Origin of the sequence: Bifidobacterium ruminantium DSM 6489, assembly GCF_000770925.1 — a bacterium.
Lineage (GTDB): Bacteria > Actinomycetota > Actinomycetes > Actinomycetales > Bifidobacteriaceae > Bifidobacterium > Bifidobacterium ruminantium.
In genome coordinates this window covers 34545-58849 of sequence record NZ_JDTK01000005.1, presented here as the reverse complement: position 1 = coordinate 58849, position 24305 = coordinate 34545, and the positions used below count along the sequence as shown (strand labels likewise).

Genomic DNA, 24305 nt, shown 5'->3' with positions numbered 1-24305 from the left:
TCGGTTCGACGGAAGTCGGCACCATGGCAGTTGTCACATTCGCTTTCTAGACTAGCGACTATGACTGAAAGCCAAGATAACACCATCAACGCGAACCTCACGCCGCTGCCCGACAGGGTCGGCGTGGACGGTCTCGAAGACAAGTGGCGTGGCGTCTGGGACGAGAGCGGAGTCTACAAGTTCCAGGGCACCCGCGACCGCAAGGCCGTCTATTCCATCGATACCCCGCCGCCCACCGTTTCCGGCCACCTGCATGTGGGCCACGTGTTCTCCTACACGCACACCGATGTGATCGCACGTTTCAAGCGCATGAACGGCTACGACGTGTTCTACCCGATGGGCTGGGACGACAACGGCCTGCCGACCGAACGCCGTGTGCAGAACTATTACGGCGTGCGCGTGGACACTTCCCTGAAGTACGATCCGAATTTCGTGCCGCCGTTCGAGGGTACGGACGGCAAGAAGATCGACGCCAAGGACCAGGTGCCGATCTCCCGTAAGAACTTCATCGAGCTGTGCGAAAAGCTCACCGCCCAGGACGAGAAGCAGTTCGAGGCGCTGTGGCGTTCCCTCGGCCTGTCCATCGACTGGTCGCAGACCTACCACACCATCGGCGAGCATCCGCAGCGCGTGGCCCAGAAGGCGTTCCTGCGCAACCTGGCCCGTGGCGAAGCGTATCAGAAGGACGCTCCGGGTCTGTGGGACGTGACGTTCCAGACCGCAGTGGCCCAGGCCGAACTGGAATCGCGCGAATATCCGGGCTTCTACCACAAGGTGGCGTTCCGTTTCGAAGACGGCACCCCGATCTACATCGAGACCACCCGTCCGGAACTGCTGGCCGCCTGCGGCGCGCTGATCGCGCACCCGGACGACGAGCGTTACAAGCAGTATTTCGGCCAGTACGTCTACTCCCCGCTGTTCCACGTCAAGGTTCCGATTCTGGCGCACAAGGCCGCCGAAATGGACAAGGGCGCCGGCATCGCCATGTGCTGCACGTTCGGCGACGTCACCGACGTCGAGTGGTGGCGCGACCTGAACCTGCCGCTGCGCTCCATCATCCAGCGCAATGGCCGTATCGTGATGGACACCCCGGATTGGATCGAAACCGAGGAAGGCAAGCGTATCTTCCAGGAGACCGCCGGCAAGACCACGTTCTCCGCACGCAAGGTGATCGTCGACGAGCTGCGCACCTCCGGCGATCTGGACGGCGAGCCGACCCCGACCAAGCGTATGACGAACTTCTACGAGAAGGGCGACAAGCCGCTCGAAATCGTCACCTCCCGCCAGTGGTACCTGAAGAACGGTGGCACCGACGAGAAGCTGAACGCCGAGCTCATCGCGCGCGGCAAGGAGCTGAACTTCCACCCCGATTTCATGCGCGTGCGCTACGAGAACTGGGTGCATGGCCTCAACGGCGATTGGCTGATTTCCCGCCAGCGCTTCTTCGGTGTCCCGTTCCCGCTGTGGTACCCGGTGAAGGAAGACGGCACCCCGGATTACGATCACCCGATCACCCCGAGCGAGGATCGTCTGCCGATCGACCCGACCGACGATGTGCCGGAAGGCTATACCGAGGATCAGCGTGACGTGCCGGGCGGCTTCACCGCCGAACCGGACATCATGGATACCTGGGCCACTTCGTCGCTCACCCCGCAGATCGTGACCCGCTGGGAGGAGCCGGGCGAGGAGAACCAGGCGATCTTCAACGCCACGTTCCCGATGGATCTGCGTCCGCAGGGTCAGGACATCATCCGCACTTGGCTGTTCTCCACCATGGATCGCGCGCATCTCGAGAACAAGTGCCTGCCGTGGGCCAACACCACGCTGTCTGGCTGGATTCTTGATCCGGACCACAAGAAGATGTCGAAGTCCAAGGGCAACGTGGTCGTGCCGGACAAGCCGATCAAGCACTTCGGCGCCGACGCGGTGCGTTACTGGGCCGCCGCCGCCCGTCTGGGTCTGGATGCCACGTACGACGAGGGTCAGATGAAGATCGGCCGCCGTCTTGCCATCAAGCTGCTCAACGCCACCAAGTTCGCTCTGGCCATCGGACGTGAGGACGAAAACCACCATGTGGGAGCCCCTGCGACCGCCACTTGGAATCCGGCTGATGTGACCGAGCCGCTGGACCGCGCTGCGATGGCCAAGATGGCTGACGTGGTGCGCGAGGCCACCGAGAACCTCAACAACTACGAGCATTCCAAGGCTTTGGAAGTCATCGAGAACTACTTCTGGCAGTTCTGCGACGATTACATCGAGCTGGTCAAGAACCGTGCCTATGGCACCGCCGATTCGACCGGCAACGTGCCGAGCGAGGCCGCGGTGAGGTCCGCGCGCACCACGCTGGGCTTGGGTCTGGACGCGTTCGCGCGTCTGCTGGCTCCGTATCTGCCGTACGCCACCGAAGAGGTGTGGAGCTGGATGCATGCGGGCGAGGGCTCCGTGCACCGCGCCGCATGGCCGAAGGCGGAGACGTATGCAGCCGCCGCCGGTGACGCCTCCGCGGACCTGCTGACGTATGCCGGCGAGGCTCTGGCCGCGCTGCGTGGCATCAAGTCAAAGGCCAAGGTTTCGATGAAGACACCGATTCTGTCCGTGACGCTGGTCGTCACCGACGAGGTTCGTGCGGCCGTCGAGACCGCGCTGGGTGACATCGCCGAAGCCGGTCGTGTGACCGGACCGATCGCCTTCGCCGCTCCGTCCTCCGTCGAAGGCGAGGACGAGGCCGCCAATGTGACGGTCGCCGAAAGCGAACTGGGCGAACCGCCGGCCAAGAAGCCTAAGAAGTAATCTTCTGAAATCATAGTGGCTGGCGATCTTCACGGGATTGCCAGCCAGTGACAAAGCCTCCTTTGCATCGCTGCATCGCTGCATCGCAAAGGAGGCTTTGTCGTATTCGCACTACCCCCGTATCCGAAAAATCGGTGAATCACAGCCGAATCGCAAGCAATGCATGTTCGGGGGCATGAAAACCGTGTTTCGGGTCGGAATATGTACCCCCGTACTCGAAAAAGCCGGGAAACCGGATACAACGGCCAGCACCGACAGGCCGTGAACGCCTTTACAGCACCGGAACCGACAGCAGATACTGCGGTCCGGCGGAGGTCCTGCCGGAAGAGACGGACAACCCGGCCTGCATCGCATCGTCCAGAATCTCCGCGGCCGCTGCCAAATCGACCGTCTCATCGACCAGATCGCCGTTATCCGGCGTGAAACCGGTTTTCGCCAATCCGTAGCCGGCAATCGGCAGCGAGACGGCAAGCGATGCCGAATTCTTCTGGGAAGCAGCGGAATCGTTCTTCTTCATAGAGTCCACTCCCCCGACCTTCGCCACGTTCTTCGACGTGGTGTCCGCGGCCGCGCCGAACGACGGGCGCAAACCTCCCGCGTAGCTCATCACGTCATCCATGCTGATGGCGTTCTTGTCGTCGACCAGGCTGGTCAGTGTGTCCGAAGTGTTCTTGGCCTGCGCCCGTTCCGCCTTGCGCTGGGCCTTGGCACGCGCCTTCTCGGCCTTCGCGCACAGTGACTGGCCGGCAGAGGCGGAACGCAACGAATCCAGCACCGACGAGTCGTCGGCGCCCTCCGTGTCGGAGGTCTCGTCATCCGAGTCCAGCTGGTCGGCGAATCTCACGACGATCTGGTGGAACGCGCTGGCCTGTCCGGTATGCTCGCTGGCGTCCGCCAATGTGGTCATCGCGGCGGAGACCTTGTCATACGCGGCCTTGAGCTTCGCGTTGCCTTTCATGCCTGCCCGCACATCGGCAATCGCCTGGCTCTCGTATTCGGACGCGTTGCCGGAGGTCGCGCCCAGTTCCTTGAGCCGAGCCGTGTATGAATCAGTGAAATCCATGGAATACGGGATCATTGCGGCGGACAGTTGCGATTGTCCGGCACTGTAGTCTTTGGAACCGCGCTGCCCCTCCTCGCCTACGCGTTTGGTGAGCTCGCTCATCAGTCCGGACGTGCCGCGCTGCTCGATGGTGCGAATCACCTCATCGACCGCACCGGCCGCACCGATATGGCGATATGCGGCGCTCACGTCGTTGACGGCGTTGGCCAGTTCCGCCACAGCCTTGGCGACGGGGGTGTCGCCGTTCAATTCGGAAGCGGTGCCAAGAATGGCGGGAAGCTGCGTCGAATTGCCAATGGAGCCGGACAGGTGCGTGGTGTAGGAGCCGACATACGCGTTGATGTAGCTGTCGAACGCCTGGTCGTGCTCTTTGGAACGTTCCGCGATGGTCCGCTCCGCCAGTGCCTTCTCGTTGTCGCGGAGTTTTTCCAGTTGGGCGATAAGCTTACGGTTGCGCTGCGAGCCGACATTGGTCAGCCCGTCCACCAACATGGACGCGCGTTTGGTGAGGTCGGACAGCGATTGGTCGGCGTCGCCGTCCACCGCGGCGATGGCCAGCGAGCTCATGGAGAAACGTTTCGCCGTCACATAGGTGCTGAAGATCAGATCCTCACCAGGTTTGCCGACGGCCGCGACCAGCGTCGACGTGTTGCCCGCGGAAACGATCACGCCGTCGTCGGCGGTCACGTCGTCGCCGACCCGGCTGGGAATGGTGAATGCGACCACCGGCGTCAGTCCGGCGGTTTTGGACGTATCCACGGCATGTAGGTCGATTCGTATGCCGACCATGCCGGAAGCGCCGGAAACATCGGCCGCGCTCACGTCCGGCCCATCGAGACTGAAGGTGACGGACACCTTCCATGGCGATGGGACGGCGCCTTTGGGCACGCGCCGCGATTCATGCGATGCGGAGGAGCCGCTTTGCGTCAGGAACAGACGTCCGGGCCTATCGATGGACGAATAGGCACTCATCACGTCGTTTCGCGCCGCTTCGGCCGCGTACTGATCGTTTTGACGAACCGCGGCGGCCACATCGGCCACATCGACGGCCGCGACCGGAACGGCGGCGATGACGGCGACCGCAACCGCCGCCGCGAGTGGACGGCGACCCGCCTGCGGACGAATCGTGGGTGCGTGACGCATACGTCCCTCACAATCGCAATCGAAGTAGCATTTCCAAAGCATTCAATGTAATGCCCGGCATGCCCGTCGACGACGCGCACATACCGGCGCCGCCGCGAAAACGGACAAAAAGAATAAAAACGAATGGAATCCGGCCGAATCAGGCGAACACATCGAGGACGCCTGGGTCTCCCCCGGCCTCGGCGATGCGCTTGTGACGGCGTTTGGCCTCGGTCACCACGAATTCGCGGTACATTTCGGCGATGTCTGGATCCAGTCCGGCTTCGACGGCGATGCGATGCAGCCGTTCGATCTGGGAGTTCTCGCGCTGGTAGTCGGCCGGGGCGAAGCCCGCGCGAGCCTTCAGCACGCCGACCTGGGACGTGTATTTGAACCGTTCGGCCAGCAGCGAGACGATGGCCGTGTCGACATTGTCGATGGATTGGCGCAACGCGGCGATTTTGGCCACCGCATCGGCCACTTCGGGATTGTTCCGCGCGGTCCGCGCGTCGATGACGGTTTCGGATTCGGTTTCTTCTTCTGGCCGAGGCCAGTCGTGTTCGCTGTCGCTCATGGTCTCCAGACTACCGCGAAGGCTACCTCTTGGGTGCCTCCCGACCATCGTTCGGGCCGCGCATCCCGCGAATCACATCGAGAAGTAGCGCTTCAGCACGATGGTGGTTTCGGTGCTGACCGGCACAGTGCGGTGGATGAGGTTCAGCAGCTCCTCAAGCTTCGCGGGCGATTCGGTGCGGACGGTCAGCATGAAGCTGGGCGAACCGGCGACGGAATCGCAGGACATGATGCCGTCGATGTCCTTGAGCTTGTCGGGGATGTCGGCTTCCCACGAATAATCGGTCGGCGTGACCGCGATATAGGCGTTCACCGTAAGACCGCGGCGCTCGTCGTCGATGATCGCCTTGTATCCGCGAATCACGCCACGACGCTCAAGCTTCTGCACGCGCGATTGCACCGCGGATACGGACAGACCGGTCGCTTCGGAAAGATGGGACAGTGTGGCTCGTCCGTTGTTCTCGAGAATGTCGAGGATCACGCCGTCGGTGTCATCAAGCTGGCTTGCGATCGAACGTGCGTCATCCATGTCATGATCATTATTGGCCATTCATACCCCTTTTTTTCAACATGCAGCCACACAGCCATAGCGGCCGTCCCCACTGTGGTCCCAAGTTACTTTTCTTTCAACCATACCCACCACCACGCACATAACGGCGCGAAATGACGCGCATTTCCCTTTCGGTGAAGCGCTCATCCACAAGCGTTTATTAAATTTTGCAAACACCCCCCATCAAAATAAATATTATTTATTTCATCGCTTCGATTTTTTCGTATTTTTATCTTCTTTTTGCGATTTCACTGTCCATAAAAATGTCCAGAAAATGGTCATGGCGTGTGGCATGGGATGGCATGGAAAAGGGCCATGCGACGATCAAAGTCGCATGGCCCTTGAATTCCGCGAAAATCGATTTCAGGAAATCGATTTCAACGATTCAGGAAACCTCAGTTGCCGTTGGTGGCGTTGCCGCTCTGCTGGATGAGCGATGCCATGAAATCGCGATTGGTCGCGGTCTTCTTCAGACGCGGCACAAGCGTCTGATAGGCCTGCTCCGGCTCGAGGCCGCCCAGAAGACGACGCAGACGGTAGATGATCGGCAGTTCCTGCGGATCGGTGATGAGCTCCTCACGGCGGGTGCCGGAGGCGTTCACGTCGATGGCGGGGAACAGACGCTTGTCGGCGAGCTCGCGGCTCAGACGCAGCTCCATGTTGCCAGTGCCCTTGAACTCCTCGAAGATGACCTCGTCCATCTTGGAACCGGTTTCCACCAGCGCGGAGGAGATGATGGTCAGGGAGCCGCCGTTCTCGATGTTGCGGGCCGCGCCGAAGAACTTCTTCGGCGGGTACAGCGCCTGCGCGTCCACACCGCCGGACAGGATGCGTCCGGAGGCCGGGGCCGCGATGTTGTAAGCGCGGGCCAAGCGGGTCATGGAGTCGAGCAGCACCACCACGTCCTGGCCGAGCTCCACGAGACGCTTCGCACGTTCGATGGCCAGTTCGGCGACGGTGGTGTGGTCGGATGCCGGACGGTCGAAGGTGGAGGAGATGACCTCGCCCTGCACCGTGCGTTCCATGTCGGTGACCTCTTCCGGACGTTCGTCCACGAGGACGACCATAAGGTGCACTTCCGGATTGTTGGTCGCGATCGCGTTGGCGATGTTCTGCAGGGTGATAGTCTTGCCGGCCTTCGGCGGGGACACGATCAGGCCACGCTGGCCCTTGCCGATCGGCGCCACGATGTCGATGAGGCGGCCGGTGAGCTTGTTCGGCGTGGTCTCCTGCTTCAGACGCTCCTGCGGATACAGCGGGGTGAGCTTGCTGAACTGCGGACGATGCTGCGCCTCCTCGACGCTCATGCCGTTGATGGAGTCGATGGACTGCAGCGGCACGAACTTCTGGCGCTGATTGCGGCGTTCGCCCTCGCGTGGGGTGCGGATGGAGCCGTGCACGGCATCGCCCTTGCGCAGACCGTACTTTTTGACCTGGCCCATGGAGACGTACACGTCGTTCGGCCCCGGCAGGTAGCCGGAAGTGCGCACAAAAGCGTAGGAATCGAGCACGTCGACGATGCCCGCGACCGGCACGAGATCTTCCTTTGTTTCGTTGCGATCGTTACGATCATTGCGATCCGTGGAACGGTCGGCATTGCGGTCCATACGGTCGCCGCGTTCGTTGCCGCGTTCCATGCGTTCGTTGCGATCACCCCTGTCGCGACGGTCGTCACGCTCGTCGTATTCGCGGTCGCGGCCACGCATGCGACGGCCGCGACGGTCGTTGCGGCCGCGGGTGTGGCGCGTGAACTCGCCCTCCTCCGCGTCATCGCGACGTCCGCTCTCCTCGGAGGAGTTCTGCGCAGGCAGCGTGGCGAGGATGTCGTCGAGGTCGCGCACGACGTCCTCGTCCTTCGGCTCGCCCGACGTGCGGCGACGGCGACGCGGCTCGAAATCGTCCTTGCGATTGTCGTCACGGCGACGACGGTCGTCGCGCTTCGCCGACGGCTCGTCCAGACCAAGCTCGGCAAGCAGGTCGGCACCGGCCTCCGCGTCGCGATGGCGGTGGCGCCTCGGCGCCTCCTCACGCGATTCCAGCGTGTCCACGGCGGCCGTGGCATTCGCGGCGTCCTTGGCATTCGCGGCGTTCACGTATTCCGCGGGCTTGGTCTTCTTGGCGCGGACGGGACGATTCTGCTTCGCATCGTCGGCAGCGCCGTTCTTATCGTCTTTCTTCGCCGTGTTGACGTCAGCGTCTGCGGTGGAGGCGGGCTTCGGAGCGCGCACGGTGACTCCGGCCGGCGCCTGTCCACCGGAACGGGCGGCCTGGATCGTTGCGATCAATTCGGTCTTGCGCATGGTAGAGATACCGCGAAGTCCCATCTGCTTGGCGAGCTCCTTGAGCTCGGGCAGTTTCATATCATCGAGATTAGGGCTTGTTGCCACTGGTAGTTGCCTTTCCTTGGCTTCCACAGGCATGCGCCCGCGACAGCTGTAAAAAAGAATTACGGAAAAATCCGTTGAACGAAAGTTCACCGCGAAATATCACGGTTGCGAACTGCCATAACCATACAACGCCGCCCAGACCAACGCAAACCAAGTATCATGCCTGCACAGGATGGTTCGCGCGCCGCGTATCCGACATGAAAAAACGTGGGTCAGCCAGCACATCGTGCCAGCGGACCCACGTTTCTCGTGTCCTTCGAATCCCTTTGAATTTCCTTTTAAAAAGGCGATTCCGAGGATGAGGAAATCGCTACTTCTCCTCGTGGTAGGACTTATCGGTGTTCACCGACCACACGTTCTTCTTCGACGTCTCACCGCTCTTGATGTTCTTGACGGCTTCGATGGCCGTGGCCATGGAGTGGTCCATGTTGTTGTAGCGGTGCTGGCCGTTGCGGCCGACGCAGTAGAGGTTGCCGAAGGAATCGAGGTAATCGACGAGTTCGGGCATGCGGTCGTAGGTGTCGAAGTAGGCGGGGTAGGCCTTCTTGACGCGTTCGCGATGAGAGTCGAGCACGTCCTGCGGGCCGTTGATGACCTGCATGCGGGTGAGTTCCTGGATGGCAAACTTGGTGGCTTCCTCGTCGGTCATGTTCCAGAAGGCGTCGCCTTCCTCGCAGAAGTATTCGAGGCCGATCCACACGGTGTTGTCGACGTCCTTGACCAGGTACGGGCTCCAGTTGTTGAAGATCTGCAAACGGCCGACCTTGTAGCCCGGATCCTGCACATAGATCCAGCAGTCCGGCACGATCGGCGGGTTGCCGAGGGTCGGGATGTCGGTGGTGTTGGTCAGGCGCAGATGCTTGACGAGCAGGCCGACGGTGACGAAGTCGCGATACGGCAGGCCATTGGCGATTTCGGTCATGTCCTTCGGCGCCGGCTTGTCGGACGCGTCCACGGCGTTGATGAGATCCTTGACCGGCATGGAGGAGATGAAGTCGTCCGCGGCCATTTCGGTGCGGTTGCCTTCGGAATCCTCATACACGACGGAAGCGATCTTGCCGTCCTTCTGACGGATCTCCACCACGTTGGCGTCGGTGATGACCTTCACGCCGGCGGCCTCGCAGTTGGATTCGACGGTTTCCCACAGCTGGCCCGGGCCGAGCTTCGGATACCAGAACTCCTCGATCAGGGAGGTCTCCACCTCGGAGTTGTCGCGCTTCTTCGGCAGCAGCTTCTGGAAGGCGTTCTTCAGCACGCCCATGATGCTCAGGCCCTTGACGCGCTGCGCGCCCCAGTCGGCGGAGATCTCGGACGGGTGGCGGCCCCACAACTTCTCGGTGTAGCCCTCGAAGAACATGGAGTACAGCTTACGGCCGAAACGGTTGATATAGAAGTTCTCCAGATTGGTTTCCGGCAGCTTGTGGATCATGGATTTCAGGTAGCTGAAACCGGCGACCATGGTCAGCTTGAAGCCCATGGCCTTCAACGTGTTGGCGCTCAGCGAAATCGGATAGTCGAGGAAATGACGGTTCCAGTAGATGCGGGACACGCGGTGGCGCTTGAGCATCACCTTGTCCTCGACCTCGGGATCCGGGCCGCCCGGCTCCATATCATGCTCGCGGTGGAGCTTCTTGTCGTCATAGCTGGGAGCGCCCTGCAACGGCAGGACTTCCTTCCACCAGTCCATGATGCGGTCGTCCTTGGAGAAGAAGCGATGGCCGCCGATGTCCATGCGATTGCCGTCATGCTTGACGGTGCGGGAGATGCCGCCAAATTCGCGGGTAGCCTCCAGCACGGTCACGTCGTACTTGTCGGAGCCGCCGTCCTTGACGAGCTCCCACGCGGCGGTCAGGCCAGCAGGGCCACCGCCGATAATCACCACGGATTGCTTTTGCGTCACTTTGAAGTCTCCTTAAAACAAAATCGAAAATAGTTTACCCGAAGGTAGGGAAACGCACAGCGCGACTGTGCATATGCACACAAAATCAGCGCCATACAGAGCGGGAACCGCCACAAATAATCGTCATAAATAGGAAAACCAGCCACTCGGCGAACCTGCGAAGGCTGGTTTTCCCGTAAAAATCACATGCTGTCGGGGATGTCGATATCGGTTTTCTGGACCTCCTCGACGTTCACGTCCTTGAACGTGACGATGCGCACATTCTTGACGAAACGGCTGGAACGATACACGTCCCACACCCATGCGTCGGTCAGCCGCACGTCGAAATAGACGTCCTGTCCGGCGGAACGCACATTGAAATCGACCTTGTTGGCCAAATAGAAACGGCGCTCGGTCTCCACGACGTAGGTGAACAGCTTGATGACGTCACGGTATTCCTTGTACAGCGCCAGTTCGGCGTCGGTTTCGTAATTGTCGAGATCTTCGGCGCTCATCACTTGCCTTCCATATCGCGCTTGCGGCCACGGCCAAGCGTGCGCCACCAAGCATCCTTCGATGTCTTGCGCTCGCCCGAGCCGTACGGCCAGGTGTTGTCGGCATCGCCCGTCGCCTGACTATTCAGCTCAGCCGGCTTGTCGGACCGCTTTTCCTGCTGGCGCGCGACAGACGCCTGATCCGCAGACGGTGTCTGCTCGCCGTTTCCGTCCTGCTTGGCGTCCGTATCGTCGGAACCGTCGTCACGCGCGGTGTTGAGCTGGATGGCGATCGAATGCTCGCGGGCGCTCAATGCTTCCTTGACGCCGGGATTGTCTTCGATCACATGCATGCCGAACGCGTCGAGCGAACGGATCGGGTCGAATTCGTCGACGAGCGTGTCCATGACGATCAGGTCCTGGTAGCGGTTCTGCGAAGCGTTCCAGAGGGCGTCGCGAGAACGGCCGGACGGCACGAAGCCAAGCGACTGGTAGACGGACACGGAACGCGTGTTCTGCTCCGGCACGGCAACCCAGATGCGGTGCATGCCCAGGCCGGCGGGCTCCGGCGCGAAACCGTAAGTCATCACGCGGGGCATGATGTCGCGCGAGTAGCCGCGGCCGCGGTAGTCCTTGCCGAGCACCACCTGGATGCGCGCGGAACGCGCCCAGCCGTCGATGTCGATGAGGAAGATCATGCCGATCACGTTGTCCGAGGAGGCCGCGTCGATTTCGCCGTCGCCGTCATGGTCGGCTTCGGTGATGATGGACCATGCGATGGTGCGACGGGATTCCGGATCGCCCACGCCGGACTCGGACGATGCCTCTCCCATGGACCACGCCACGGAGCGGCGCACCCATGCGTTCACCGCGCCGCGTTCGGCCACGCGGTCCTTGCCGGTGATGCCGGAGGCGCCGATGTACGCTTCGATTCGGTCCATCTGGGCGATGTCCTCGATGGTGGCGGGGCGCAGGTGCACCATCTCGCCTTTGATTGGCGGAATGACGATGCGTCCCGGAAGCTCCCTCGCTCGCTGGTCCGCCGTCGGTTCCTTCGCTGTGGTTTCAGCGTGTTCTGACATGATTCTCGTTTCCTATGTCCTTCGGTGCGGTCCCTCGCCACACACGTACCGACGGTATTGTACCCGACTGAACGCCAGCTGGGAGTTTTGTTAGGCAAAATCCCCGTGAAACCTCCCCCAGCCGACGCGTGAATCGTACGAAAAGGCATGTAAAAGCAGATAAAAAGCAACAAAATGCAGAAAGGCGTGCGTTTTTACGATTCCTCTCATCGCAAAAACGCACGCCTTTCGATGCCATCAATCAGGCAACGTTCGGCAATCGCCGGAACGTCACTTGATCTTGCCCATCACGATCTTGGTGACGGCCTTCGCGTCGGCCTGGCCGCGGGTGGCGCGCATGACAGCGCCGATAATCGCGCCCATCGGCTTCATGTTGCCGCTCTTGAGCTTCTCGACGATGTCCGGGTTGGCCGCGAGTGCCTCGTCGACGGCCTTTTCGAGCGCGCCGTCGTCGGAAACGACCTGGAAGCCGTGCTTCTTGACGACCTCGTCCGGAGTGCCTTCGCCGGCGAGCACGCCTGCGACGGTCTGCTTGGCGAGCTTGTCGTTGAGCTTGCCGTCGGCGATGAGCTTCTCGACCTCGGCGACGTCGGCCGGGGTGATCGGCAGCTCTTCAAGGCTCACGCCCTTGTTGTTGGCTTCGCGGGACAGCTCGCCCAGCCACCACTTCTTGGCGCCCGAGGCGGAAGCGCCGGCCTTGACGGTGTCCTCGAGCAGGTCCAGAGCGTCGGCGTTGAGCACGTCGCGCATCTCCAGATCGTTGAAGCCCCACTCGCCCTTCAGGCGGTTGCGGCGCTCACGAGGCATTTCCGGCATCTGGGCCTTCATCTCCTCGATGTGCTCCTTGGTGATGTGCAGCATCACCAGATCCGGATCCGGGAAGTAGCGGTAGTCGTCGGCGTCGGACTTCACGCGGCCGCCGGCGGTGGTCTGCGAGGCCTCGTCCCAGTGACGAGTCTCCTGCAGAATCTCGCCGCCTTCGGAAAGGATGGCGGCCTGACGGCGGATCTCGTACTGGATAGTCTTCTCGATGCCACGGAACGAGTTCACGTTCTTGGTTTCGGAACGGGTGCCGAACGGATCGGACGGGCTGTTGCGCAGCGACACGTTCACGTCGGCGCGCATGTTGCCCTGCTCCATGCGGGCATGGGAGATGTTCAGCGCACGCACGATGTCGCGGATGGCGCGCATGTAGGCGCCTGCGATTTCGGGGGCGCGGTCTCCTGCGCCTTCGATCGGCTTGGTCACGATTTCGATCAGCGGCACGCCGGCGCGGTTGTAGTCGACCAGCGAGTGGTCGGCGCCTTCGATACGGCCGTCAGCGCCACCGACGTGGGTGTTCTTGCCGGCGTCGTCTTCGATGTGGGCGCGCTCGATCGGCACACGGAAGATGGTGCCGTCCTCAAGCTCCACGTCGAGGTAGCCGTTGCCGTTGGTCGGCTTGTCATACTGCGAGATCTGGTAATCGCGCGGCATGTCCGGGTAGAAGTAGTTCTTACGGGCGAACTGGCTCCATTCGGCGATTTCGCAGTGCAGGGCGAGACCCAGCTTGATCGCGTAATCGACGGCGGTCTTGTTGACCACCGGCAGGGAGCCCGGCAGGCCGAGGCTCACCGGGGTGAGCTGGGTGTTCGGCTCGCCGCCGAAGTGGACTTCGGCCGGGCAGAACAGCTTCGTGGTGGTGGACAGCTCCACGTGGGTTTCCAGACCGATGACCGGGTCGAACTTCTTGACGGCATCGGCGTACTTCATCAACTTTTCAGCCATTTTGTTTTCTTTCCTCCGATGCTTCCTACTTGTCCAGTCCGTCGAGCCACGGGGTCTTCAGGGACTGCCAGATCGGGCCGTTCCAGCTTTCCTCGAGGGCCGCTTCGAGAGCGGCGGCGGGCTTGTACATGACCTCGTCGCGCTGCTGCGGGGCGAGGAACTGGAAGCCGACCGGCAGGCCGTCGTCGCTCAGGCCGGCCGGGATGCTCATTGCCGGCACGCCGGCGAGGTTGGCCGGAATGGTGGTGATGTCGATGGCGTACATGGCCATCGGGTCCTCGGTCTTCTCGCCGAACTTGAAGGCGGTGACCGGGCTGGTCGGGCCGACGAGCACGTCGACCTTTTCGAAGGCCTTCTTGAAGTCGTCGATGATCAGGGTGCGGACTTTCTGCGCGGAGCCGTACCAGGCATCGTAGTAGCCGGCGGACAGCGCGTAGGTGCCGAGGATGATACGGCGCTTGACCTCGTCGCCGAAGCCGGCCTCACGGGTGTAGGCCATCATGTTGGCGGCGGTCTGCGGAACGCCTGCCGGCGGCATGACGCGCAGGCCGTAGCGCATGCCATCGTAACGGGCCAGGTTGGAGCTGACCTCGGACGGCATGATGATGTAGTAGGCGCCGAGGGAGTACGGCAGATGCGGCAGGGACACCTCAGTGACCTCCGCGCCCATCTCCTCGAGCTTCTTGACGCCCTCGTTGAAGCGGGCCATAACGCCTGGCTGGAAGCCGTCGCCGCCGAGCTCCTTAATCAGGCCAACCTTGAGGCCCTTCAGATCGCGCTTCATGCCTTCGCGGGCTGCGGCGACCATCGGACGCGGGCCTTCCGGAATGGAGGTGGAGTCACGCTTGTCGTGTCCGCCGATGACCTCCTGCAGCAGGGCGGCGTCGAGCACCGTACGGGAGCACGGGCCGATCTGGTCGAGCGAGGAGGCCATTGCGATAGCGCCGAAACGGGAGACGCCGCCGTAGGTCGGCTTGACGCCGACGGTGCCGGTCAGCGAGCCCGGCTGACGGATGGAGCCGCCGGTGTCGGTGCCCAGCGCGAGCGGGGCTTCGAACGCGGCCACAGCCGCGGCGGAACCACCGCCGGAGCCGCCAGGAACGCGGTCGGTGTCCCACGGATTGTGGGTGGTCTGGTAGGCGGAGTGCTCGGTGGAGGAGCCCTGCGCGAACTCATCGAGGTTGGTCTTGCCCAGCAGCGGCATGCCCGCGGCCTTGAGCTTCTCGATGACGGTGGCGTCGTACGGCGGCACCCAGCCTTCGAGGATCTTGGAGGCGGCGGTGGTCTCGATGCCCTTGGTGACGATCATGTCCTTGATGGCGATCGGCACGCCGGCGAGCTCCGGCAGCTGCGCCTTGTCCTCATCGGACTTGGCGTCGAAGGCGTCGGCCTGCTCGAGGGCCTGATCGGCGGAGACCTTCAGGAAGGCCTTGACGCTCGGCTCGGCCGCTTCGATGACGGCGAGGTGGGCTTCGACCAGCTCGCGGCTGGAGACTTCCTTGGCCTTGATCTTGGCCGCCATCTCGGCGGCGGAAAGCTTGACGAGTTCGGTGGTGCTTTCGGTGCTCATATCACTCCTGTCCCAGAATTCGCGGTGCGACGAACATGCCGGCCTCGGAGACCGGGGCTCCCGCGGTGGCCTCGGCCTGGGTCAGCGGGGTCTCGGGGACGTCCGGACGCAGGTACGCTTCCAGCGGAATCGGGTTCGCGGTCGGTTCCACGTCATCGGTGGCGACTTCCTGGACCTTGTTGATGGATTCGGCGATGACGTTCAGATCGCCCTGCAGACGGGTGATTTCCTCGTCCGTGAGTGCGATTCGGGCAAGATCGCCCAAATGCACGATTTCTTCTTTGGTGAAAGTAGGCATGACCCTAACAGTAACGCGTCTGTGTGACGAGCGTGTGCCCCATTTCACGCCGTCCCAACCGTCGGTTCAATCGCCTCCATTCCGCCAAACCGACGCCCACGCACCGCTCAGCGTCGGTTTGCACTAACCCATTCCGCGAAACCGACGGTGAGCAAACCCTAAGCGTCGGTTTCGCAGAAGTCAATCGACCAAACCGATGGAGGCTCGGCATGAGCGCTCGGCATGCACTCACGACATAGGCTCACGAGATGAGTGCACGACATGGGCTTACGCCATAGGGGCACGACATGGGCTCACAACATGGGGTGCGGCACGCGATCGCGGCATGGGCGCGTGGCATTGCTTACAAATTCCGCACACTTGTTTTCATTTTTTGAGAACCGCGATTTTACGGGCTTCCGGCAAGTTATCCACAAGCCCATCCAAGACCGGACATGTTGGAACACGCGGTGTCGGAGAATCTCCGACCACAGCCCTCATCTGCGCTTGCCACGAATCTCTCCGTCTTTTACCGTCAAAACATGAAGAATCACGCCCAAGCGAACAAAATCATCGAAGAAGCCGTCATGGAACGCAGATGCGCGTATTCCCACAACGAGGCCGAGAATGCCGCATTGCGACGCAGAATGAAATGCGGCGAGCTCGTCCGCGCCGCCCACGGATTATATCTTCCGCAGGATTATTGGAACAATCTGTCACCCCCGGAGAGGACTCTCCACATAGCACGTTCGATGTCCCTGCTCTACCCCCATTGGATCTTCGCGGGGCTTACATCGGCGACGATTCATGGCTTCGACCACCCGTGGAGCCTTCATAGCACCCATCAATTGACCATCGTTGGACGGGAGCACGGCAAGATTCGTGCGAGGCATCCCACCAAACGTATTTACGTTCCGAATTGCGTTCCGGTGCGGATAGGCGGTTTCCTGGCGACGACCCCCGCTCGCACGTTGATCGACTGCTCATCCGCACTGTATTTTCGATGCGCTCTCAGCATTTTCGATTCCGCGTTCGCGCATGGGGTCACGGCCAACGACGTGCTTGAGGAATGCGAGAAGGATCCCTGTGCTCATCCGGCAGTCGCAAAACTGCTTCTCTACGCGAATCCGGATAGCGACAACGGAGGAGAATCTTTTGCCAGGGGAACCATGATCGAGGAAGGTTTCATGCCGCCCATGGTCCAAGTCCCGTTTATCGTCAATGGCAAAAGCTACAGGGTCGATTTTCTTTGGAAGCTGGCCGACGAGCGAGTCATCGTCGGTGAATTCGATGGCACGGCGAAGTACGTCGATCCGGATATGACCGACCGCCGAAGCATACAGGGAACCGTGTTTCTCGAACGCGAGCGAGAAGACGCGCTTCGGCAAGCCGGCGTCACCGACATCGTTCGTTTTACTTTCGACGTTGTTCTGCAAAAAGCGCCGTTGATCCGCAAACTCAAGCAGGCCGGCGTGCCGATGGCGTCCCATGATCTCCATAATGACTACGCACAATTCACCGGTTGAGCTTTTCATGCCGATATGACCGAACAAGAATCGCAGCCACGTGCATTGCGATTCGGCGGTACTGCGATTTATCGGCACGATGACACGACGATTCATTGAAGCCGCCGCCGCGGCATGTATTGACTCAGGCTTGGGGCGCGGCGTGCTGGGCGATCCAAGCGTGCATGGAGACGGCGGCCGCGGCGCCGGCGTTGATGGAGCGGACCGAGCCGAATTGGGAGATGTAAACCACGTCGTCGGCCAGTTCGAGCGCTTTCTCGGACAGACCGGGTCCTTCCGCACCGAAAAACATGAGGCAGCGCTTGGGGAAATGGTAGGTTTCCATGGGCACGGCGCCGGGAACGATGTCGAGCGCGATGATGCGCGCGGCCTCCAGTTCGGCGATTTTCGCTTCCAGTTTCTGCAGTTGCTTCAATGTTTCGGCGACCGTTTTGGTGTCGTCTTCGCTATGGGCTTTATAGAAACGGAGGGACAGGGCATTGCGCTGCGCTTGGGCGGCGGCGATTTCGCCGGCGATGCGCAGTTTCCAGCATTCGACGAGCTCCGTGATGGACGGATGGTTCTCGACATGCTGGTACAGCTCCGTCATGAGCGCGCCCTTACGGTTCCACTTATGCGGGCCGACGATGTGTACGCGGCGCGCCTGGAACGCATTGGCTGTGCGCACCATGGATCCGATGTTGAAGTCGTGCGTCCAGTTTTCCACGGCGACTTCGAAATCGTGGCGGCCACGGGAATCCAAATCGGCCTTAATGGCCGCGACCGTCCAATAGCGGTATCGATCGAGCACGTTGCGGCGGTCGCCTTCGTCAAGCAATGCGGAATCGAAGCGGGCATCATAATTCGGGGATGACACGTCATCCGGACGCGGCTCCCCCGGATGGGTCTGCGCCCAAGGGCCTACGCCGACCTCGCGGAATGTCGGCTCACCGGACGCTTGGGCGGCCACATCAATGGGATTCGGGTCGTGCACATTCCCTCCTTGTCGGAACAGTCAGAAGTACTAATCGTCTGAATGAATCCAGACTGTGTTTCGGCGCCCTACATAGGCGGCCGCACATACATTCCATCAGGAACATCCAATGGCGTTTTTCGGCAAAGCGACAGCAAGACAAAGCATCACTGGACGATTCCGTCATCGCAAACGATGCGGAACTCGTATTCAGTGGAGCTCGGATTCCTTGAAGACCTCGACGAACGGCAGCTGGGATTCCTCGCCGTTCACCGGGTTGATGACCTTGATGGTCGGATCGACCATGTCGACGCCGCCGATCAGCGAGGCGACGGCCAGCACTTCGGCGCCTTCGTTCTCCACCACGGAGAAGTCTAGGCTCAGTTCGTTGCCGTTGCGCAGGGTAACCAACGAGGAGGTCTGCACGTACGATTTCTCGGACAGCCAGGAATCGATCAACACCACGCGCTTGCACGCGATCGACGGACCCTTGATGGACGGGTAGACGAAGTCCATGACGAAGCCGTTCAGGTCCTCGCCACGGGAGGCGGCAGCCTGGATCATGGCGGAGACTAGCGGCACGGCAGCCGCGGTCAGTGCGCCGACTGCGTCGAAGTCATCAACGGAATATCCGGCCTCCTCCAACGTGTCAAGCAGGATATGGCCGACGATCGAGGCTCCACGATGGTCGAACAGCACGGAGGAAAGCTCCGAGAACGGCTTATCCTTCATTTCGGCCTGCAGCAGTGTTTTGAGCTGGTCCCGCGGCTCGAGCATGGCGAAATCGACTGTGGATTCCGTCGACGCGGCGTCGGACCGGACGGCGGGATCCTGCGCCGAAACCGGTGCCGTCCTGCGGAAAGTGTTCTCTTCGGTCATGGTTCCCAACCTATCCTTTCAACTCGTCATTCACATCGTAATGCGGCCGCCATATCAACGCAAAGCATGCGAGGCCGAACTCCCGTCCGTCCCACGTCGATTCCGTCGGGCATCCCGTCCACGGCACGGACAAAAAACTACTCGCCGCTGGTCTCGGGAGCGGTCAGCTCGCGGATGTCCGCTTTTTCGGGAGCGATCATTTCGACGGGGGCGATGACCTTGCTTTGGTCGACGCGCTGTAGCTTGCGCGCGGTGACCAACACACGCGATTCGAGCGATGATGCGAACGCGTTGTACGCACCCACCGTTTTGGTGATGGCGGAGCCGAGCTTGGTGGCCCGCTCCCCCAGCACCGCGAAACGCTCGTATAGTTCGCGGGACAGGTCGAACAGCATTTTCGCGTCGTCGGTCAAGCTTTGCTGCTGCCATGCATAGGCGACGGACTTGAGCATCGCCCACAGGGTGATCGGCGAGGTCAGCGCCACCTTTTGCGCGAAGGCGTCGTCCATCAGCGTCGGATCGGTTTCCAACGCAGCCTGCAGCAGCGATTCGTTGGGGATGAATGCGATCACGAAGTCCGGAGCGTCGCTGAACGCGTTCCAGTAGGCCTTGTCTCCCAAGGTCTTCACATGCTCGCGAACCGCCTTGGCGTGGGCGCGCAGCAGCTCGTTCTTGCGGGCCAGTTCCTCGGGCGGCTCGGTGTCCGGTATCTCGCATGCGCGCTGGTAGTCGGCGTACGGCGCCTTGGCGTCGATCGGAATGCTTTTGCCACCGGGCATGTGGATGACCATGTCGGGCCGCTGCGTATGCCCATCGGCGTCGGTGACCACAACCTGGGTGTCGAAATCGACGTGTTCCAGCAGGCCCGCCGATTCCACGATGTTGCGCAGCTGGGCCTCGCCCCACGCGCCTCGCACCTTGTTGTTGCGCAGCGCCGACGACAGCGCGCTCGTCTCACGGTCCAGACGCGCCTGCTGCTCGCCAAGCCCTTTGAGCTGCTCGCCGAGCGCACCCATCTCATGCTTGCGCCCCTCCTCGATCTGCGCGACCTTCTCCTGCAGCGCGTCAAGATTCTTCTGCACCGGAGCCAAAGCGGACAGCACCTTGCTCTGTTCCTGCATTTTCCGTTCGCTTTCGGCCTGGCGGCGTTCCGCTTCGGCGGCGGCACGTTGACGTTCGCGTTCCGCACGCACCTCCTCGGCACGCTGCGCCTGCGCCAGCTGCGATTTGAGATACGTCAGCTGCTGCGCAAGCCCTTCCGCCTGCGTGCGGTACCGCATCACGCTCGCATTGAGATCGCCGATATCCTGCCGATCCGCCTCGATCTGCGCTTTCGCCTCATTCAAGTCCGATTCCTTGGCGCCGCGGGCCATGTCCTGTCCTTTGGCACGCCCAGCGAAGAAGCCCGCAGCCGCCCCCAGCGCGGCCACGACCACCAGCAATATCACAACAAACACAGGATTATCGAACATACGTTCGATTGTATCATGCCGATCGCGCCACGGCAAACGCCTACCCGCACATATCCGCGCATACGCTCATTCATCCGGAGGAACGACCGCATGCCACGGACATGTGCACTATGCTGAAATCAGCCGAACGCGAACATACCTGCGCATTCAAAGGTACTCAAAGGTATTCGAAGGGACATCATGGGATTCGATCTGTTTTTGGCGGCCGTATCGATCGTCGCCGCGGCCATCGCGACCTGGGCTTTGCTGCGATTGTTCCCAAGCTCGGACGCGTCGACGGGCATTCCGTCACGGCCAGACGCATCGCAAACGGAGGGCGCGTCCGACGAAACGGCGGAATCAATGGCCCTCGCCGCAGACGACATCACCGACGACGTCACTTTCGACCATCCCGGCAAGCGTCTCGCCATCGCTCTGATCCTCACCATTCCAACGCTCATCGTGACACTGCTGTCGCTTGCCGGAATCGCCCTGCCGGGTTGGATGACCAATCCATGGCTGCATGCCATCGTCATCACGCCGGTCATGTTCTATTGCGCCGCGCCGATCCATCAGCGCGGACTACCAGCGTTGCGCCGTCGCCATCCGAACGGCGACTCCCTGGTTTCGCTGGGAATGACGATCGTGTATGTACACAGCCTGCTGTTGTGCGTGATTTCCTGGATTTTCCCGGTCGGCTCGCGTGACCCGTATTTTGCGTTCGTCGGCGTGGTCGCCGTACTTTCCTTGGCGGATACGATTGTCCGGCGGCGACTGGCCGTGCGGTCGCAGACGGAGACCGGAAAAACGCAGCTGAGCGACGCGGAGGAAGCACTGTTCCGCGCCGCGATCGGCCACGAGATCCGTGCACGCGTGCTGCAGATCACCACGTCGGTGACGATGGTGGTCGCGGTGTGGACGTGCGCGTTATGGCTGGCGTTCGGCGTGCAGCCGAAGCTGGCGATCGCGATGCTGCTCGGCTCGACCGTGCTGTCGGTCGCGGGGCTGGTGCTGCAGGCCTACGACAGACTGCCGGAAAGCCAGCCGAAATCGGACAGCAAAATGGCTGATAGCCGTCCATCGGCGACCGTCAGCCATTAATCAGCATTAATTCAGCCTCGAATCGGCCAATGCCGCTGATCCCCAGCCAAGGCCGGGAAATCAGCGCATTCCGGCATAGCCGGCATCACCGAGCAGAATCGGATGAACCGGCGGAATCAGAGGAATCGACGGATCCATCAGTTCCGTCCGCCTCATCCTCGCCCATGTCCTCCAGCTGGTCCGCGGCCCAGGCGGACAGCTCCAGATGGTCGCCGCCGGTCTGGTCCACCAGCACGGTGTCGCCATCGTGCACTTCGCCGGCCAGCAGCATGCGGGCCAGCTGGTCGCCGACTTCGGTCTGCACCAATCGGCGCAGCGGACGAGCGCCGTATGCCGGATCGTAGCCGGCGTTGGCCAGCCACTCGCGGGCCGAATCGGTCACGTCGAGCGTGATGCGGCGGTCGGTCAGACGTTCCGCGACCTGCGCGACCTGGATGTCCACGATGCCGCCGAGCTCCTCGCGGGTCAGCGGATGGAACATGACCAGTTCGTCCAGACGGTTGATGAATTCCGGCTTGAACTGCATGTGCACGGCGTCCATCACGGCCTTCTTCTTGGCGTCCGCGTCCATGTCGGGGTTGACAAGGAACTGCGAGCCGAGGTTGGAGGTCATGATCAGAATCGTGTTCTTGAAGTCCACGGTCCTGCCCTGGCCGTCGGTCAGGCGACCGTCGTCAAGCACCTGCAGCAGCACGTCGAAGACTTCCGGATTGGCCTTCTCCACTTCGTCGAACAGCACCACCGAATACGGACGACGGCGCACGGCCTCGGTGAGCTGTCCGCCCTCCTCATACCCGATGTAGCCCGGCGCGGCGCCGATCAGGCGGGACACGGAGGCCTTCTCCATGTATTCGCTCATGTCGATGCGCACCATGGCCTTCTCGTCGTCGAACAGGAAGTCGGCGAGCGCCTTGGCGAGTTCGGTCTTGCCCACGCCGGTGGGGCCGAGGAACAGGAACGAGCCGGTCGGGCGGTTCGGGTCGGAGATGCCTGCGCGTGAGCGCCGCACGGCGTCGGACACGGCCTTGATGGCTTCCTTCTGTCCGATCACGCGCTTGCCGAGGTACTCCTCCATGTGCAGGAGCTTCTCGTTCTCGCCTTGCATGAGGCGTCCCACGGGGATGCCGGTCCAGTCGGAGACGATTTCGGCGACGGAGTCGGCGTCCACGCGGTCAGGAACCATCGGCACGTCGGCGGAGGCGTCGTCCTTGGTGTTCTGCTCATTCTTCTCAGCCTGGGCGATTTCCTTCTGGATGGCCGGAATCTCGCCGTAGTTGATGGCGGAGGACTTGGCCAGGTCGCCTTCGCGCTCGTAGCGTTCGGCCTGGGTGCGCAGTTCGTCGAGCTTCTTGCGCAGGTCGCCGATGCGGTTATGTCCGCTCTTTTCGGCGTCCCAGCGCGCTTTGAGCCCGTTGAGCTTCTCGCTTTTGTCGGCGATTTCCTTGTTCAGGTCGGCCAGACGGTCCTTGGCGCTGTCGTCGAGTTCGGTTTCGGCCTTTTCGGCGGCTTTGTCGTTCTTCGGATTGCCCAGCAGGTACGACTTCTCCATCTTCAGGCGTTCCACCTGACGGGTGAGTTCGTCGATTTCCTCAGGCGAGGAGTCGAGTTCCATACGCAGGTGCGCGGCGGCCTCGTCAACCAGGTCGATGGCCTTGTCCGGCAGCTGACGGCCGGAGATATACCGGTTCGACAGCGTCGCGGCGGCGACCAGCGCGTCATCTCCGATGGTGACCTTGTGGTGCGCCTCGTATTTCGGGGCGATGCCACGCAGAATGGCGATGGTATCCTCCACGCTCGGCTCGCCGACGAACACCTGCTGGAAACGACGCTCAAGCGCCGGATCCTTTTCGATGTTCTCACGATATTCGTCCAGTGTGGTCGCACCGATCAGGCGCAGTTCGCCACGGGCCAGCATGGGCTTGAGCATGTTGCCCGCGTCCATGGAGCCTTCGGCCGCACCTGCACCGACGATGGTGTGGATCTCGTCGATGAAGGTGATGATCTGCCCGTCAGCCTTCTTGATCTCCTCGAGCACGCTCTTCAGGCGTTCCTCGAATTCGCCACGGTACTTGGAGCCTGCCACCATGGAGCCCAGGTCAAGCGAGATGAGCTTCTTGTTCTGCAGGGTGGTGGGCACGTCGCCGGCGACGATGCGCTGTGCGAGGCCTTCGACCACGGCGGTCTTGCCTACGCCGGGCTCGCCGATCAGCACCGGGTTGTTCTTGGTGCGGCGGCTCAGGATCTGGATGACGCGGCGGATTTCCTGATCACGTCCGATCACCGGGTCGAGCTTGCCTTCCTTGGCCGCGGCCGTCAGGTCGGTGGAGTACTTCTCCAGCGCCTTGTAGCTGCCTTCAGCGTCCGGGCTGGTGACCTTCCTGTCGCCTCCGCGCACGGTCGGCACGGACTTGCGTAGCTTGTCCGCGTCCAGGCCGTTCTTCTCCAGGATGTCGGCGCTCTGATTCGGTTTCGCGGCCGCGATGGCGATGAGCAGGTGTTCGACGGTGACGTATTCGTCTCCCATCCGCTGCATTTCCTTTTCGGATTGCGACAGCACCGCGGCAAGCTGGCGGCTGACGTCCGGTTGCGTGGTGGTCGAGCCGCTGGCGCTCGGCAGGTTGCCCAGCGCGCGATGCGTTTCGGCGCTCACGTTCTGCGCGTTGCCGCCCGCAGCCTCGATAAGAGCGCGCGCCATGCTGTTTTCCTGACGCAGCATCGCGTCAAGCAGGTGCAGGGTGTCGACCTGCGGGTTGCCCAGCGCCGACGCGTTCTGGATGGCGTCGGAAAGCGCTTCCTGAGCCATCTGCGTGAACTTCTGTTCCATATCATCCTCCATGGTTCG

At 61.8% G+C, this 24305-nt stretch carries 16 protein-coding genes and 2 pseudogenes; 3 read left to right on the top strand and 15 right to left on the bottom strand.

Features of this window, described 5'->3' with window-relative positions; translation table 11 throughout:
• The first annotated feature begins 60 nt into the window (after positions 1-60).
• On the top strand, positions 61-2790 hold the full coding sequence (gene valS, locus OU26_RS03660; protein ID WP_026646926.1) for a valine--tRNA ligase: 2730 nt from the start codon (positions 61-63) through the stop codon (positions 2788-2790).
• 271 nt (positions 2791-3061) lie between these two features.
• On the opposite strand, the gene OU26_RS03655 is transcribed toward valS, so the two are convergent.
• The 10 genes from OU26_RS03655 to gatC form a co-directional block, all read right to left on the bottom strand.
• Positions 3062-4996, bottom strand: a complete 1935-nt coding sequence (locus OU26_RS03655; protein ID WP_051592980.1) for a hypothetical protein — start codon at positions 4994-4996, stop codon at positions 3062-3064.
• Positions 4997-5135: 139 nt separating this feature from the next.
• Positions 5136-5549 carry a chorismate mutase gene (locus tag OU26_RS03650; RefSeq protein ID WP_026646924.1) on the bottom strand — a complete coding sequence of 138 codons (414 nt, stop codon included), beginning with the start codon at positions 5547-5549 and terminating at the stop codon, positions 5136-5138.
• A gap of 72 nt (positions 5550-5621) precedes the next feature.
• Positions 5622-6098: an Lrp/AsnC family transcriptional regulator gene (locus OU26_RS03645; protein ID WP_026646923.1), complete on the bottom strand. Its 477-nt coding sequence runs from the start codon at positions 6096-6098 to the stop codon at positions 5622-5624.
• Positions 6099-6493: 395 nt separating this feature from the next.
• On the bottom strand, positions 6494-8485 hold the full coding sequence (gene rho / locus OU26_RS03640; protein ID WP_026646922.1) for a transcription termination factor Rho: 1992 nt from the start codon (positions 8483-8485) through the stop codon (positions 6494-6496).
• A gap of 310 nt (positions 8486-8795) precedes the next feature.
• Positions 8796-10385 (bottom strand): NAD(P)/FAD-dependent oxidoreductase, encoded by a 1590-nt coding sequence (locus OU26_RS03635; protein ID WP_026646921.1) that lies wholly within the window; start codon positions 10383-10385, stop codon positions 8796-8798.
• A 182-nt stretch (positions 10386-10567) separates the two neighbouring features.
• Entirely contained in the window at positions 10568-10879 is a 312-nt protein-coding gene (locus OU26_RS03630) for a DUF2469 domain-containing protein (protein WP_026646920.1), read from the bottom strand.
• Positions 10879-11940 (bottom strand): GNAT family N-acetyltransferase, encoded by a 1062-nt coding sequence (locus tag OU26_RS03625; RefSeq protein WP_026646919.1) that lies wholly within the window; start codon positions 11938-11940, stop codon positions 10879-10881. Before OU26_RS03625 ends, OU26_RS03630 begins: the two co-directional genes overlap by 1 nt.
• 270 nt (positions 11941-12210) lie before the next feature.
• Complete coding sequence (gene gatB, locus OU26_RS03620) at positions 12211-13707, bottom strand: Asp-tRNA(Asn)/Glu-tRNA(Gln) amidotransferase subunit GatB (protein WP_011743745.1); 1497 nt, start codon at positions 13705-13707, stop codon at positions 12211-12213.
• A 25-nt stretch (positions 13708-13732) separates the two neighbouring features.
• On the bottom strand, positions 13733-15277 hold the full coding sequence (gatA, locus tag OU26_RS03615; protein ID WP_026646918.1) for an Asp-tRNA(Asn)/Glu-tRNA(Gln) amidotransferase subunit GatA: 1545 nt from the start codon (positions 15275-15277) through the stop codon (positions 13733-13735).
• Between the two features lies 1 nt (position 15278).
• The gene (gene gatC, locus OU26_RS03610) at positions 15279-15575 is read right to left on the bottom strand and encodes an Asp-tRNA(Asn)/Glu-tRNA(Gln) amidotransferase subunit GatC (protein WP_026646917.1); all 297 of its coding nucleotides are present in this window, start codon (positions 15573-15575) and stop codon (positions 15279-15281) included.
• 434 nt (positions 15576-16009) lie between these two features.
• On the opposite strand from gatC, the gene OU26_RS03605 reads away from it, so the two are divergent.
• On the top strand, positions 16010-17080 hold the full coding sequence (locus OU26_RS03605) for a type IV toxin-antitoxin system AbiEi family antitoxin domain-containing protein (protein WP_237743844.1): 1071 nt from the start codon (positions 16010-16012) through the stop codon (positions 17078-17080).
• 124 nt (positions 17081-17204) lie between these two features.
• Here the strand turns inward: OU26_RS03605 and OU26_RS10730 are convergent.
• From OU26_RS10730 to OU26_RS03590, 4 genes and pseudogenes are all read right to left on the bottom strand, one after another.
• A pseudogene (locus OU26_RS10730) lies at positions 17205-17495 on the bottom strand (TrmH family RNA methyltransferase); the annotation flags it as partial.
• Positions 17496-17572: 77 nt separating this feature from the next.
• Positions 17573-18053, bottom strand: a pseudogene (locus OU26_RS10725) (RNA methyltransferase); the annotation flags it as partial.
• 189 nt (positions 18054-18242) lie between these two features.
• A complete protein-coding gene (locus tag OU26_RS03595) occupies positions 18243-18911 on the bottom strand; it encodes a type I phosphoribosyltransferase (RefSeq protein ID WP_026646914.1) in 669 nt (222 codons plus the stop codon).
• A 137-nt stretch (positions 18912-19048) separates the two neighbouring features.
• Positions 19049-20383: a DNA recombination protein RmuC gene (locus tag OU26_RS03590; protein WP_026646913.1), complete on the bottom strand. Its 1335-nt coding sequence runs from the start codon at positions 20381-20383 to the stop codon at positions 19049-19051.
• Between the two features lie 180 nt (positions 20384-20563).
• Here OU26_RS03590 and OU26_RS03585 point away from each other — a divergent pair, with 180 nt between their 5' ends.
• Positions 20564-21463 carry a hypothetical protein gene (locus OU26_RS03585; protein WP_051592979.1) on the top strand — a complete coding sequence of 300 codons (900 nt, stop codon included), beginning with the start codon at positions 20564-20566 and terminating at the stop codon, positions 21461-21463.
• Positions 21464-21548: 85 nt separating this feature from the next.
• Here the strand turns inward: OU26_RS03585 and clpB are convergent, their stop codons facing one another.
• Positions 21549-24287: an ATP-dependent chaperone ClpB gene (gene clpB / locus OU26_RS03580; RefSeq protein WP_033498890.1), complete on the bottom strand. Its 2739-nt coding sequence runs from the start codon at positions 24285-24287 to the stop codon at positions 21549-21551.
• Positions 24288-24305: the final 18 nt, after the last annotated feature.

Coding starts and splice junctions, on each gene's coding strand:
- valS (WP_026646926.1), top strand. CDS start 61: ATGACTGAAAGCCAAGATAACACCATCAACGCGAACCTCACGCCGCTG.
- OU26_RS03655 (WP_051592980.1), bottom strand. CDS start 4,996: ATGCGTCACGCACCCACGATTCGTCCGCAGGCGGGTCGCCGTCCACTC.
- OU26_RS03650 (WP_026646924.1), bottom strand. CDS start 5,549: ATGAGCGACAGCGAACACGACTGGCCTCGGCCAGAAGAAGAAACCGAA.
- OU26_RS03645 (WP_026646923.1), bottom strand. CDS start 6,098: ATGGCCAATAATGATCATGACATGGATGACGCACGTTCGATCGCAAGC.
- OU26_RS03630 (WP_026646920.1), bottom strand. CDS start 10,879: ATGAGCGCCGAAGATCTCGACAATTACGAAACCGACGCCGAACTGGCG.
- OU26_RS03625 (WP_026646919.1), bottom strand. CDS start 11,940: ATGTCAGAACACGCTGAAACCACAGCGAAGGAACCGACGGCGGACCAG.
- gatB (WP_011743745.1), bottom strand. CDS start 13,707: ATGGCTGAAAAGTTGATGAAGTACGCCGATGCCGTCAAGAAGTTCGAC.
- gatA (WP_026646918.1), bottom strand. CDS start 15,277: ATGAGCACCGAAAGCACCACCGAACTCGTCAAGCTTTCCGCCGCCGAG.
- gatC (WP_026646917.1), bottom strand. CDS start 15,575: ATGCCTACTTTCACCAAAGAAGAAATCGTGCATTTGGGCGATCTTGCC.
- OU26_RS03605 (WP_237743844.1), top strand. CDS start 16,010: ATGTTGGAACACGCGGTGTCGGAGAATCTCCGACCACAGCCCTCATCT.
- OU26_RS03595 (WP_026646914.1), bottom strand. CDS start 18,911: ATGACCGAAGAGAACACTTTCCGCAGGACGGCACCGGTTTCGGCGCAG.
- OU26_RS03590 (WP_026646913.1), bottom strand. CDS start 20,383: ATGTTCGATAATCCTGTGTTTGTTGTGATATTGCTGGTGGTCGTGGCC.
- OU26_RS03585 (WP_051592979.1), top strand. CDS start 20,564: ATGGGATTCGATCTGTTTTTGGCGGCCGTATCGATCGTCGCCGCGGCC.
- clpB (WP_033498890.1), bottom strand. CDS start 24,287: ATGGAACAGAAGTTCACGCAGATGGCTCAGGAAGCGCTTTCCGACGCC.